The 11,760-nt window shown below is 65.6% G+C and carries 13 protein-coding genes; 7 read left to right on the plus strand and 6 right to left on the minus strand.

From position 1 onward, the window contains the following. Positions 1 to 93 precede the first annotated feature (93 nt). Entirely contained in the window at positions 94 to 1,656 is a 1,563-nt protein-coding gene (locus M2427_RS01355) for an FAD-dependent oxidoreductase (RefSeq protein ID WP_280704258.1), read from the minus strand. 360 nt (positions 1,657 to 2,016) lie between these two features. Here M2427_RS01355 and M2427_RS01360 point away from each other — a divergent pair, with 360 nt between their 5' ends. From M2427_RS01360 to M2427_RS01380, 5 genes are all read left to right on the plus strand, one after another. Then, positions 2,017 to 3,285 (plus strand): efflux RND transporter periplasmic adaptor subunit, encoded by a 1,269-nt coding sequence (locus M2427_RS01360; RefSeq protein WP_280704260.1) that lies wholly within the window; start codon positions 2,017 to 2,019, stop codon positions 3,283 to 3,285. After that, on the plus strand, positions 3,282 to 4,508 hold the full coding sequence (locus M2427_RS01365) for an FtsX-like permease family protein (protein WP_280704262.1): 1,227 nt from the start codon (positions 3,282 to 3,284) through the stop codon (positions 4,506 to 4,508). Before M2427_RS01360 ends, M2427_RS01365 begins: the two co-directional genes overlap by 4 nt. Next, positions 4,501 to 5,184, plus strand: coding sequence for an ABC transporter ATP-binding protein (locus tag M2427_RS01370; protein ID WP_280704263.1), 684 nt, complete (start codon positions 4,501 to 4,503; stop codon positions 5,182 to 5,184). The genes M2427_RS01365 and M2427_RS01370 overlap by 8 nt, the downstream gene beginning before the upstream one ends. A 254-nt stretch (positions 5,185 to 5,438) precedes the next feature. Then, a complete protein-coding gene (locus M2427_RS01375) occupies positions 5,439 to 6,731 on the plus strand; it encodes an adenylosuccinate synthase (protein ID WP_280704265.1) in 1,293 nt (430 codons plus the stop codon). A gap of 37 nt (positions 6,732 to 6,768) precedes the next feature. Further along, complete coding sequence (locus tag M2427_RS01380) at positions 6,769 to 8,352, plus strand: hypothetical protein (protein WP_280704266.1); 1,584 nt, start codon at positions 6,769 to 6,771, stop codon at positions 8,350 to 8,352. 114 nt (positions 8,353 to 8,466) lie between these two features. On the opposite strand, the gene M2427_RS01385 is transcribed toward M2427_RS01380, so the two are convergent. Both M2427_RS01385 and M2427_RS01390 read right to left on the minus strand, forming a co-directional pair. After that, on the minus strand, positions 8,467 to 8,742 hold the full coding sequence (locus M2427_RS01385; protein ID WP_280704267.1) for a hypothetical protein: 276 nt from the start codon (positions 8,740 to 8,742) through the stop codon (positions 8,467 to 8,469). Positions 8,743 to 9,011: 269 nt separating this feature from the next. Beyond that, positions 9,012 to 9,257, minus strand: a complete 246-nt coding sequence (locus M2427_RS01390) for a hypothetical protein (RefSeq protein ID WP_280704268.1) — start codon at positions 9,255 to 9,257, stop codon at positions 9,012 to 9,014. A 159-nt stretch (positions 9,258 to 9,416) separates the two neighbouring features. Here M2427_RS01390 and M2427_RS01395 point away from each other — a divergent pair, with 159 nt between their 5' ends. Together M2427_RS01395 and M2427_RS01400 are read left to right on the plus strand one after the other, a co-directional pair. After that, a complete protein-coding gene (locus tag M2427_RS01395) occupies positions 9,417 to 9,842 on the plus strand; it encodes a DUF5413 family protein (protein ID WP_280704269.1) in 426 nt (141 codons plus the stop codon). A gap of 61 nt (positions 9,843 to 9,903) precedes the next feature. Then, the gene (locus M2427_RS01400; RefSeq protein ID WP_280704270.1) at positions 9,904 to 10,461 is read left to right on the plus strand and encodes a DUF4112 domain-containing protein; all 558 of its coding nucleotides are present in this window, start codon (positions 9,904 to 9,906) and stop codon (positions 10,459 to 10,461) included. A 74-nt stretch (positions 10,462 to 10,535) separates the two neighbouring features. On the opposite strand, the gene M2427_RS01405 is transcribed toward M2427_RS01400, so the two are convergent. The 3 genes from M2427_RS01405 to msrB all read right to left on the minus strand — a co-directional run bounded on the left by M2427_RS01405 (position 10,536) and on the right by msrB (position 11,745). Continuing rightward, positions 10,536 to 10,829 carry a hypothetical protein gene (locus tag M2427_RS01405; RefSeq protein WP_280704271.1) on the minus strand — a complete coding sequence of 98 codons (294 nt, stop codon included), beginning with the start codon at positions 10,827 to 10,829 and terminating at the stop codon, positions 10,536 to 10,538. A 212-nt stretch (positions 10,830 to 11,041) separates the two neighbouring features. Beyond that, positions 11,042 to 11,206, minus strand: coding sequence for a DUF3309 family protein (locus tag M2427_RS01410; protein WP_280704272.1), 165 nt, complete (start codon positions 11,204 to 11,206; stop codon positions 11,042 to 11,044). A 119-nt stretch (positions 11,207 to 11,325) separates the two neighbouring features. Then, positions 11,326 to 11,745: a peptide-methionine (R)-S-oxide reductase MsrB gene (gene msrB, locus M2427_RS01415; RefSeq protein WP_280704273.1), complete on the minus strand. Its 420-nt coding sequence runs from the start codon at positions 11,743 to 11,745 to the stop codon at positions 11,326 to 11,328. Positions 11,746 to 11,760 lie beyond the last annotated feature (15 nt).

Below are 11,760 nucleotides of genomic sequence, written 5' to 3' on the forward strand. Positions count from 1 at the left end.
TCGAAACCCGGCCCGTCCAAAGACACCGAAACGCGCGCGATATCAATGCCGCGAGGCGCATCGCCATCATGCGCCGCACGAAGTGACGGAACTCTACGACGCCGCCGGCGCGGCGTGTGGCACGGATCCCGAGCGCATTGCCGCCCGTGCGGCCCATCCACCTCCGAGAATGGCCCCGGTGAAGCCTCCGCCGCCAGTGAAAGCCGAGGCGAGATAGACGCCGTCGACGGCCGTCACGGGCATCGGCACGAAACTGCGCGACTGCGGTGCGAAGCCGTAGACTGCACCACCTGGCGTGTTGAGGTAGTGCGCAAGCGTTTCGGACGTGGACATCTCGCGCTGCACGACAGCACCGGCGATGCCGGGATATTGGCGATCGAGATCGGCAATGACGAGATCCATCCAGCGCTCCTTGCGGGCGCGCTTGGCGTCGGCAGAAAGGCCGGTCCAGTTCGCGAGCCGGTCGAGCCCGACGAGTGCGCCGAGATAAGGCGGCTGTTCGTTCAGGCCGGAATCGATCTGATCATAGGCGACGAAGCCGTAGGGGGTGAGACGCTCTGGCGGATCTTCGCCCAGCAGCGCGGCGGCCTCGCGGAATCCCGACAGGCGCGTCAACCATCCCGGCAGTATGCTGGTCGAGTAGTGCCTGACACCGAAATCGCGGGATGGGCGATCGAGGCCGATCGCAATGCTCCACAGCGAGATCGAGGGGTGTCGGCCGTCGTAACGCGACAGGAACGTCGCGCGCTTGTCTTGCGGCAGCATCGCCGCCAGCACGGAGGGAGCCGCGTTGCCGAGCACGACGGGCGCCAGCTCTTCGCGCACATCGTCGCTTCCTGGCGAGCGATGGCGCACACCGCGAGCACGGTTGCCGTCGACGAGAATGGTCTCGACCTCGCGTCCTGCCTCCACCGCCCCACCGGCATCGCGAATGATTGCAACCAGGCGATCGCTGAGCGCCTGCGATCCGCCGCGGACATAGTGTCCGCCGCCAACGAGATAGGAGGCCTGCGGAATGGCGAACTGGATAAACGGCATGGTGTCGGGATCGTCGGTGTAATAGCCGAGGTTCGAGGCGAGCGCGAGCTTGACCGCCTCGCTATCGCCGAACAGGCGTGCAAGCACCTCGCTCACGGTCGCGTGACGGTCGCGAATCAGCGGCCACAAGCGCCACGGCAGTGTCGGCGCGTGCCATAGCCACCAATCGCGATCGTCCTGATGCTCGCTCATCAACGCGATCGCCTGCCGAACGGCATCGATGCGCTCGAAATATTGTGCGATGCCTTTGGCCTGTGCCGGAAACTGCGATTTCGCCGCAGCCGCCGCGGCCTCGAGACCGTGCGGCATCACGAAGGGGCGCTCGAACAGGGGGCTTCTCACCTCGTGCAGCGCGCCGACGTCGACGAACGGCAGATCGCGATCGATGCCGAGCGCGCGCAGGATCGGCAGCTTGGGATCGAAGGCGTCCAGGCCGTCGATCTCGTGCAGCGAGGCCTCGATCGCGAGCTGGCCATGACGATAGACCGTGGCCGCGCCGCCGAAGCTCTGGTTGCGCTCGAGCACCAGCACTTTATGGCCGGCGCGGGCGAGCAGTGCTGCCGCGGTCAGGCCACCGAGGCCGGATCCGATCGCGATGGCGTCAAAGCTGCGTGTCATCTCGGGTGACCTCGCTGGAGCATCGAGGCAAGCGTCCGGCCTCTATGGGTCTGGATTGATCGCAATCCATACTAAGAGAACGCGGTGGCGGGGGCCGTTGACCTGTGTCAATCGCAGCCAATGGAAACTCGTTGCCGGTCAGACGGGTGCCGAAATATCGCGGTCGCACCCCCCCTCAACCCCTGCGCCCGTGCGGATCAGATGCCGCTAAATTCGGCGTAACCTATTGACCTAAAGCAATCTCGATTCCCGGCGGCACGTTAGCGTCGCGCACTATCACCCCGGCTTTTTGCCGGGCCAGTAATCGAAATCGGGACGTGAATCCGTCGGTCAGTGCGGCGCGATTTGCATGGCGTTGTCATGGTCGAGCAGACAATCATCTTGCCGCAGCATAAGAGCCGGGTTTCCGTCGCGGCGCTGTGGTCGGGATTCCTCAATCACAAATGGTTCATCCTCGCGGCCGCCGTTCTGCTGGCTTTCGGAGCCTGGCAAAGCGTACGCATGATTCTCGGACCGGCGGTCGTCGTTGACGAGGTCAGGCACGGCCGCTTGATCGAGACGGTGGTGGCGAGCGGCCACGTCGAGACACCGTACCGGGTCGAGATCGGCAGCCAGATCACGGGCACGGTGCAAGAGGTGCTGGTGCAGGAGGGCGAAAAGGTCAGCAAGGGCCAGCCGCTGATTTCGCTGGAGTCGCGCGAATTGAACGCAGCCGTCGTGCAGGCGCACGGCGCGGTGGCGCAGGCCGAGGCCCGCATCAGGCAGCTTGAGGAACTGACGCTGCCGTCGGCGAGGGAAGCGTTAACGCAGGCGAATGCGACCTTGCGCAACGCGCAGCAGACTTACGACCGCACCGCGCAGCTCGAACACAACGGCTATGCGACGCGCGCGGCGCTCGACGATGCGCAGAAGACGCTTGACGTCGCCAGCGCGGCGAAGCGGTCGGCCGAGTTTCAGGTCTATACCGCCAGCCCCGGCGGTAGCGATTACGTGATGGCGCAGACGCAAGCCAACCAGGCGCGCGCCAATCTCGACACGGCGGAATCCCGGCTCGGCTATGCGACGATCACCGCGCCCCGCGACGGCGTCCTGATCACGCGCAGCGTCGAGCGCGGCACCGTGGTGCAGCCCGGCAAGGCGCTGCTCGTGCTCGCGCCGGTCGGCGACGCGCAGCTCGTGCTGCAGATCGACGAACGCAATCTCGGCAAGATCGCGCTCGGGCAGAAGGCGCTCGCCTCGGCGGACGCCTATCCGGACCGACGCTTCGCCGCAGCGATCACCTACATCAATCCTGGCGTCGACATTTCGCGCGCCTCGGTCGAAGTGAAGCTGACGGTCGCCGACCCGCCGGACTATCTGCGGCAGGACATGACTGTTTCGGTCGATATCGAAGTGGCTGCACGCGACGATGCGTTGATCCTGCCGCTGCGCTCGGTGCACGACGTCTTGTCGGGAAATCCCTGGGTGCTCGGCGTCAAGGACGGGCGTGCCGTCCAACGCCCCGTGAAGATCGGCCTGCACGGCAACAGCCAGGTCGAGATCACCGACGGCCTCGCTGCCGGCGATGTCGCGATCCCGCAAAGTTCCGGCATTCTGACCGGCCAGCGCGTGCGGCCTGTACGGCAATGAACCGCTGGCTGCCGTTCGAATGGATCATGGCCGTGCGCTTTCTGCGCGAAGGCCGGCTCCAGACTATCTTCATCATCGGCGGCATCTCGATCGGCGTCGGCGTCATCGTCTTCATGTCGGCGATGCTTGCGGGGCTGCAGGCGAACTTCATCAAGCGTGTGCTGACCTCGCAGCCGCAGATCCAGCTGCTCACGCCCGATCAGGTTGCGCGTCCGCTGCGCAACGGCGCGGGCGAGATCGAAGACGCAGTGGTGCAGCGTCCGAGCCAGCGGGTGATCTCGATCGACCAATGGCCGAAGATCAGGGCCCAGATGCAGGCGATGCCCGAGGTCGTCGCGGTGTCGCCGACGATCCTCGGCTCGGTGCTCGCGGTGCGCGGCGATGCCAGCCGTTCGGTGAATCTGTCCGGCGTCGAGCCGGACTCCTATTTCAAGATCGTCAAGGTTCCCGACTATATCGTCGCCGGCGAGCCGCGCCTGACCAGCGAGGACATCATCATCGGCATCGAGCTTGCGAAGGACCTGGGCGCCACCGTGGGCGACAAGCTCAACATTCGCGCCGCGTCCGGCGCGACGCGCGTGCTCACGATTTCCGGCCTCGTCGACCTCGGCAACAAGGGCGTCAACCAGCGCGTCTGCTACGCCGCGCTCCGCACTGCGCAATCGCTGCTCGGCATGATCGGCGGCATCACCACGATCGACATCACGGTCGGCGACATCTATGCGGCCGAGGACATCGCCCAGCGCATCCAGGCCGCCAACGTGGTCGAGGCCGACAGCTGGATCAAGACCAATGCGCAGTTCTTCACGGCGGTGCAGGCCCAGCAGAATACCAACACCTTGATCCGTCTCTTCGTCGGTCTCTCCGTGGCGTTCGGCATCGCGGCGGTGCTCATCGTCTCGGTGATCCAGCGCTCCAAGGACATCGGCATCCTGCGTGCGATGGGAACCTCGCGCGGCCAGATCCTGCGCGTGTTCCTGGTGCAGGGCGGCCTGCTCGGCTTCGTCGGCTCGCTGTTTGGCGCGGCCATGGGGGCGTTCGCGCTGGTCTATTGGCACTCGATCGCCCGCCAGGCCGACGGCACCGAATTGTTTCCGCTGATCCTGGAGCGGAGCCTGTTCGCCTACACGGCGCTGCTTGCCACCGTCACCGGCCTTCTGGCTGCGATGGCGCCTGCGGTCCGCGCCGCGAAACTCGATCCGGTGGTGGCGATCCGTGGCTGATGCGATCCTGAAGCTCGAACGGGTGTGCAAGGCCTACAATGTCGGTCTGCCGACCGAGACCGAGGTACTGCACGACATCGACCTCGAGCTCGACCATGGCGAGTTTCTCGCCTTGATCGGCCCCTCGGGCTCGGGCAAGAGCACGCTGCTCAACATCGTCGGCCTGCTCGACCAGCCGACGTCGGGCCGGCTGCTGATCAAGGGCCGCGACATCGCAGCCCTCGGCGACAGCGAGATCACCCACCTGCGCGGGCACACCATCGGCTTCGTCTTCCAGTACCATCTCCTGATCTCGGCCTTCACCGCGCGGGAGAACGTCATGATGCCGATGCTGGCCGACCGCGGCTTTGCATCGGCGGAGATCGAGGCGCGGGCGGACCGGCTGCTGGCGCAGGTCGGTCTGGAGAAATTCGCGGGCAACCGCGCCAACAACATGTCGGGCGGGCAGCAGCAGCGGGTGGCCGTGGCGCGGGCCTTGGCGATGAGCCCGGATCTCGTGCTTGCGGACGAGCCGACCGGCAATCTCGACACCAAATCGGCCGACGCCGTGTTCGAGCTGATGCGGCAGGTCAACCGCGACAGCGGCACGAGCTTCCTGCTGGTCACTCACAATATGGACCTGGCGCGGCGCTGCGACCGCATCATCGAAGTGGTTGACGGCCGCATCTCGGCCTAACGTTGTGGAAGACGCCCGGTAAGGCGGATTTTTAGGGGATATCAAAGGCTTGGATCGCGCCTTGGGCCCGAAAAAAGCCCCGTTCTTGCTTGCCTAGAGAGGCTGCTTCCTTTATCCGATGGGGCTGCCTCGCATGCGAACGGCCTTGGGCCGGGACTTAGGCTGGGCGCAGGCATGATCCCGGAAAAGTGGGTACCGGTTTTCCGATCGGATCATGCCGTTTAGAGAGCATTTCTTCGAAGGATTACCCGCGAATGGCCAATGTTGTCGTCGTCGGCGCCCAGTGGGGCGACGAAGGAAAGGGCAAGATCGTCGACTGGTTGTCGGAGCAGGCGGACATCGTCGCGCGCTTCCAGGGCGGTCATAACGCCGGCCACACGCTGGTCATCAATGGCGAGACCTACAAGCTCGCGCTGTTGCCCTCGGGCGTGCTGCGTCCGTCGAAGCTGGCTGTGATCGGCAACGGCGTCGTGTTCGATGCGCAGGCCTTCCTCGACGAGGTCACCAAGCTGCGCAACCAGGGCGTCGCGGTCGGCCCGGAGAATCTGCGCGTCGCCGAGAACGTGACCCTGATCCTGCCGCTGCACCGTGAGCTCGACGCGCTGCGCGAATCGTCCAATTCGGCGACGGCGATCGGCACCACCCGCCGCGGCATCGGACCTGCCTATGAGGACAAGGTCGGTCGCCGTGCGATCCGCCTGATGGACCTCGCCGACCTCGACACGCTGCCGCACAAGATCGATCGGCTCCTGGCGCACCACAATGCGCTCCGCCGCGGCCTCAATTTGCCGGAGTTCGACGGCAACGAGATCCTGAAGGAGCTGAGCGCGCTGGCGCCGCAGCTATTGCCTTATGCGGAGACCGTGTGGCGCCTGCTCGATGCCGAGCGGCGTGCCGGCAAGCGCATCCTGTTCGAAGGCGCGCAGGGCGCGCTGCTCGACGTCGACCACGGCACTTACCCCTACGTCACCTCGTCCAACACGGTGGCGGCGCAGGCCGCGACGGGAACGGGCCTCGGTCCGAACGCGGTCGGCTATGTGCTCGGCATCTGCAAGGCCTATACGACCCGCGTCGGTCAAGGGCCGTTCCCGACGGAGCTGATGAACGAGATCGGCGAGGAGATCGGTCGTCGTGGCCGCGAGTTCGGGGTCAATACCGGGCGCAAGCGCCGCTGCGGCTGGTTCGACGCCGTGCTGGTCCGCCAGACCGTGCGGACCTGCGGCATCACCGGCCTCGCGCTGACCAAGCTCGACATTCTCGACGGCTTCGACACGATCGAGGTCTGCGTCGGCTACAAGCTCGACGGCAAGGAGATCGATCATTTCCCGGCCGGCGAGGGCGCCCAGGCCAGGGTCGAGCCGATCTATGAGACCATCGAGGGCTGGAAGGAGCCAACCGCCAATGCGCGGTCCTGGGCCGACCTGCCCGCCCAGGCCATTAAGTATGTCCGCCGGATCGAGGAATTGGTGGGGTGCCCGGTCGCACTGCTTTCCACCAGCCCCGAACGCGAGGATACTATCCTGGTGCAAAACCCGTTTGAGGCTTAACGATCTCTTACCAGGACGCGGGTATAGTTGAGTTGAAATGGCTGATTACTATCCGCTGATCGCCCGCGCTATTGCCGCCCTGGACCCCAACGCTCCCGGCGAAAGCCGGCGCGCGCTCTATGAACGCGCGCGCACGGCGCTGATCGCACAGCTGCGCAGCGTGCAGCCGCCATTGTCCGAATCCGAGATCACCCGCGAGCGGTTGTCGCTGGAAGAGGCCGTCCGCAAGGTCGAATCCGAGGCCGCCCAGCGCGCCCGCGAAGCCTCGCGTGCCGGCGGCGCAGCCCGCAGTGGTGGGAGTGGCAGCGGCGACGCGTTCCGCCGGGCCAGCGCCCGGGCCGCCGACAACCCGCCTGCATCTGCTCCGCCAGCCGCTCCGCCGCGGGCCCGTCCCGCCGCGCCGCCGCCGCGCAATGACCGCCCGCCGCTCGGCGCCGACGACCAGGGTGAGGCCCCGCGTCCGCCGCGCGCCCCGCGCTTTGATGCCCCGCGCCAGCCGGCGCCACCGGAACCGCCGGCCGGTCGTTCTGCGCCACGACGCCCGCCGGAAGGCGGGCCGCCGCCGGCCCCGGGCGTGCGCGGATTCCGCGACATTACCGCCGACGTCAACGATCTCGGCGGCGCTGCCGCGCAGGCCAACCGCGCCGCGCGCCGCACCTATGCCAACGTGCCCTCGCCCTCGCCGGAATTCGACCGGCTGGAGCCGAGCCTGGAAAACCGTACCGACGCTCCCGACGCGCCCTATTCGTATGACGAGTCGATGGAGGAGGCCGAGCGCTACACGCCGCAGCCGCCATCGCCGCGTCCGCACATCCCCGTGCTCGACCGCAATGCCAAGAAGCGCACCGGCAGGGGCGCGGCCTTCCCGTTCAAGAGCGCGATCGCCATCGGCATCGTGCTGATCCTGGTCGGCGCCGGCATCCTCTGGGGCAAACAGCTGGTCCAGACCGCGACCAATCTGTTCAAGTCCTCGCCCACCCAGGTGGTGGAGGCGCCGAAGGATGCCTCGCAGCCGCAGAGCAAGCCGAAGATTCCGGATCGCGTCGGCCAGCCCTCGGCGAGCGACCAGCCGGCCGCGCCGGTGGCGCAGAAGGTCGTGCTCTATGACGAGGACCCGTCCGACCCGAAGGGCAAGCAATATGTCGGTTCGGTGGTGTGGCGATTGGAGCCGATCAAGGCGTCGGGCAACCAGAAGGCCGACGTCGCCGTGCGCGCCGAGATCGAGATTCCCGATCGCAAGTTCAAGATGACGATGTCGTTCCGCCGCAACACCGACTCGTCGCTGCCGGCGAGCCACACGGCCGAGCTGACCTTCGTCCTGCCGCCGGACTTTCCGGGTGGCAGCGTCTCCAACGTGCCGGGCATCCTGATGAAGTCGAACGAGCAGGCCCGCGGCACGCCGCTGGCAGGCCTCGCGGTCAAGGTCACCGACGGCTTCTTCCTGGTCGGCCTGTCCAACGTCGATGCCGATCGCGCCCGCAACGTCCAGCTCCTGAAGGAGCGCTCCTGGTTCGACGTGCCGCTGGTCTATGCCAACCAGCGCCGCGCCATCATCGCCATCGAGAAGGGTGCTCCCGGCGAGCGCGCCTTCAACGACGCCTTCGCGCAGTGGGGCGACTAGGTTGCTTCCGTCATTCCGGGGCGACGCAAAGCGTCGAGCCCGGAATCCATCAGGCAGCATGTCATGCGGGGAAATGGATTCCGGGCTCGCGCTCCGCGCGCCCCGGAATGACCGCTACTGCGCGGCCGCTTCCTTCTTGCGTGCTGTTGCCGCGGCGGCCGCTTCGCGGTCCATCACGGCGCGGCAGCCGGGGCTGACGTGCGACTTGTTCTTCACCATGCAGACGGTGATCCGCGGTATGTCGGGGACTTCGCTGGCGCACAGCCGCATCGCATCGTCCGAGCACATCTGCTGTGCTTCGGGCGAGAAGGCGAGGCCGGGGGATGTCTGCAGGGTGATGGCGGTGGTGGCGACGGCGAGCAGCGTAGCGATGGTCCGGTAGCGTGTCATGAACAATGCGTCCCCGAGTTGCGCGGATTTGAGCCGCATGATTGTTGGGACGCCGCACGCGGCTTGATCTGCCGCATGTCGCAAGCCCACAGCCGGAAGCTCATGTCCGGACGTGGTCGCTCGATTTCTTGATATTCGAATCGAAAAGTGCTGCGCCGCCCGGCCCAAGTATGCGCGAATGACGTGAAGCTTCAATGGGCGATGCAAAGGAATTCGCAGCTGTTGCGCGGCCGTCACGCAAAATGCCGGCGCAAGCCTACATGCCGATCTCACATTCCATGGCTCTCGAACACCTTGCCGCACGATCGCGACAGTTTTGCCCGGTTGGCTTGCAGGCAGCCTTGCACCGCACCGTCATTGCCGAGTTCCTTGCGGCACAGCCGCGAGGCGTCGCGCGAGCAGGCCTGCTGCTCCTGCGGCGTGCCCATATGGCCCTGCGCGAAGGCGGGAGCATTCGACTGGCTGCAAAGGGCCGTGAGGGTGACCGTCGCCAGCAACAGCAGTTTACCGGACATCAGTGGCTCCAGATTTGACAGGTCGATTTCAGGGTCCTGTCTGAACTCGTCGCCGTGACACTTGTTCCCCTGCAGGCCCCCAACCCCGCTATCCAAGGTTCCGGGCACGCTGCTATAAAAGTCTTGGCATATAAAGCCTTGGCGCATGAGGGGTCCGTGATGAAACGCTATCTGGTGTTTGCGCTCGTAGGTCCCTTCGTGGGCGGATTCCTGCTGCTGCTGACCACGACCTACCAGTCCGGCTACTGGACCCAGACCAATTGGGGCGAGGTGGGCAAGCTGTTCGTGGTGTTCTTCAAGACGCTGCAATACAGCTATCTGTTCGGCTTCCTGCCGTCGCTGATGATGGGCGCGGTGGACGACATCCTGATCCATGTCAGGCGGATCGGGCCGGGGCTGCGGATGCTGCTGGTCGGCCTGTTTGCCTTCATCCTCGCAGCCATCACCTACGGCTCGCGCGGCTCGGATTCCGGCGCGGTGCAGTTGGTCCTGTACGGGCTGGTCGGTTTCGTGCCGGCGGTGCTGTCGTCCTGGTTGGTGCATCATTATGTCGACGAGCCGCAACCGGCGGCGGCGGCGAGCTGAGTGCGCGACCTCAAGGCGCGGTGCTGCAACTTCGGTGCCGCCCGCGCGTTTCGTGATGGCCATGACCATGCCCGATGACGACATTCTCGCGCCACGCAAGTCCCGTTCCGGGGCGCATGCGCGCGCCGATTTTTCCGGCCGCGAGGCGCGTGGCCCGATCATCGACCAGGACGGAGTTGAGATCCGTCCTGAAACCCTGGAACAGGGGTTCCGCGAGTTTCGCTTCGAATTTGGAAAAGACGGTCAGTTCTCTGGCAATCCGTTCGGCAATCTGACGCGCGAGCAACGCATCCTCAGGCTCGAGGCGATCGCCAGGCTCCTCGACGTCGCCTTCATCCTGCCCGGCACCAACATCCGCTATGGCATCGACGGGCTGATCGGCCTGATCCCCGTCATCGGCGACATCATCACCACGGCGATCTCGCTGTGGCTGGTGCGTGAGGCCCGCGCGCTCGGCGCGCCCTGGTACGTCACCGCGCGCATGCTCGGCAATGTCGCGGTCGACGGCGTGGTCGGCATGGTGCCGTTCGCGGGCGACGCCTTCGACGTCATGTTCCGCGCCAACATGCGCAACGTGCGCCTGTTGCGCCGCTGGCTCGACAAGCAGCCGCGCATCTGAAGCCCCGAAACGCAAAAAGCGCGACAGCCTTTCGGCCATCGCGCTTTCTGCGCACATCGGAGCTTTAATAAAACTTACGCCGCGTCGGCGTCAGTCTGTGCGACCGGCTCGGGCTTGCGGTGACGCGGCAGCGGGAAGGCTTCGCTCTCATAGAGGGAGCGGATGCCGTTCTGGTCGAAACGGGCTTCCTCGACCTGGAGATATGCGCCGTTCAGCGAATCCGTCGGCAGCTGCTCCATCGCGAATTGCACGGCCTCGGCAGCGGTCCCGAACCGGCGATAGGTGAAGCCCGCGCGCTTCTTCTTGCGGATAGCAGCGGGGAAGAGCTCGGCGGAAGTGTTAAAGTTGAACGGACGCAGTGGACGCATGGTCAAAGACCTCGTGATCTTGTCTGGGGCTTTAAGCGCGTGGGGTTTGGACGGGCGGAGGCCGCAATCGAGCGGGCCCGCCGCATGTCATTTTCGCCCCCTAATATAAGCCGATTTGACAGAAATGCGACCCCTGCGATGGGAGATGATGAATCCGCGCATGGCAGCCCCGCAGAGGCTATAAACCAAGCTATTTCAATGGTTTGTATGGTTTACAGCTTGCCAAGAAGCAGCAGCACGACCAGCACCACCAAAATGACGCCGCCGATCCCCATGCCGGAATGGCCGAGGCCATAGCCATAGCCGCGGATCCGGCCGGACCAGCCGCCCAGCAGGTAGATGATCACCAGGATGATCAGGATGGTCCCGAGTGTCATGGCGTCCTCCTTGGCATCCTCCCCGGCGGCCGCCGGAAAGCGCTCATCGGCTGCTCCGCCAGACAAGAAAAGCACAACGCGCCGCCGGGTTCCATCGGGGAACCCGGCGGCGCGCAATCTTATTTAGGCTCGAGCTTCAGCGCCGCCGAATTGATGCAATAGCGCAGGCCGGTCGGCCCCGGTCCGTCGGGGAAGACATGGCCGAGATGGCCGCTGCACTTGGAGCAGAGCACCTCGGTGCGGATCATGCCGTGCGTCGTGTCCCGCTCCTCGTCGATGTGGCTCTCGACCGCGGGCGCGGTGAAGCTCGGCCAGCCGCAGCCGGAATCGAACTTGGCGTCGGACTCGAACAGCACGTTCCCGCAACCGGCGCAGATATAGGTGCCGGCACGGTGGTCGTGCTCATATTCGCCGGAGAAGGGACGCTCGGTCGCCTTCTCGCGCAGCACGGCATACTGCATCGGCGACAATTCGCGCCGCCACTGCTCTTCGCTCTTGATGACCTTGTCGTCGGTGGTTTTCGTCTTGGTATCGGGCATGGGTCTCCCGTTTCT

This window comes from Bradyrhizobium sp. BR13661 (genome assembly GCF_029892425.1).
In the GTDB taxonomy this organism is placed as follows: Bacteria; Pseudomonadota; Alphaproteobacteria; order Rhizobiales; family Xanthobacteraceae; genus Bradyrhizobium.

Coding starts and splice junctions, on each gene's coding strand:
- M2427_RS01355 (WP_280704258.1), bottom strand. CDS start 1,656: ATGACACGCAGCTTTGACGCCATCGCGATCGGATCCGGCCTCGGTGGC.
- M2427_RS01360 (WP_280704260.1), top strand. CDS start 2,017: ATGGTCGAGCAGACAATCATCTTGCCGCAGCATAAGAGCCGGGTTTCC.
- M2427_RS01365 (WP_280704262.1), top strand. CDS start 3,282: ATGAACCGCTGGCTGCCGTTCGAATGGATCATGGCCGTGCGCTTTCTG.
- M2427_RS01375 (WP_280704265.1), top strand. CDS start 5,439: ATGGCCAATGTTGTCGTCGTCGGCGCCCAGTGGGGCGACGAAGGAAAG.
- M2427_RS01380 (WP_280704266.1), top strand. CDS start 6,769: ATGGCTGATTACTATCCGCTGATCGCCCGCGCTATTGCCGCCCTGGAC.
- M2427_RS01385 (WP_280704267.1), bottom strand. CDS start 8,742: ATGACACGCTACCGGACCATCGCTACGCTGCTCGCCGTCGCCACCACC.
- M2427_RS01390 (WP_280704268.1), bottom strand. CDS start 9,257: ATGTCCGGTAAACTGCTGTTGCTGGCGACGGTCACCCTCACGGCCCTT.
- M2427_RS01395 (WP_280704269.1), top strand. CDS start 9,417: ATGAAACGCTATCTGGTGTTTGCGCTCGTAGGTCCCTTCGTGGGCGGA.
- M2427_RS01400 (WP_280704270.1), top strand. CDS start 9,904: ATGACCATGCCCGATGACGACATTCTCGCGCCACGCAAGTCCCGTTCC.
- M2427_RS01405 (WP_280704271.1), bottom strand. CDS start 10,829: ATGCGTCCACTGCGTCCGTTCAACTTTAACACTTCCGCCGAGCTCTTC.
- M2427_RS01410 (WP_280704272.1), bottom strand. CDS start 11,206: ATGACACTCGGGACCATCCTGATCATCCTGGTGATCATCTACCTGCTG.
- msrB (WP_280704273.1), bottom strand. CDS start 11,745: ATGCCCGATACCAAGACGAAAACCACCGACGACAAGGTCATCAAGAGC.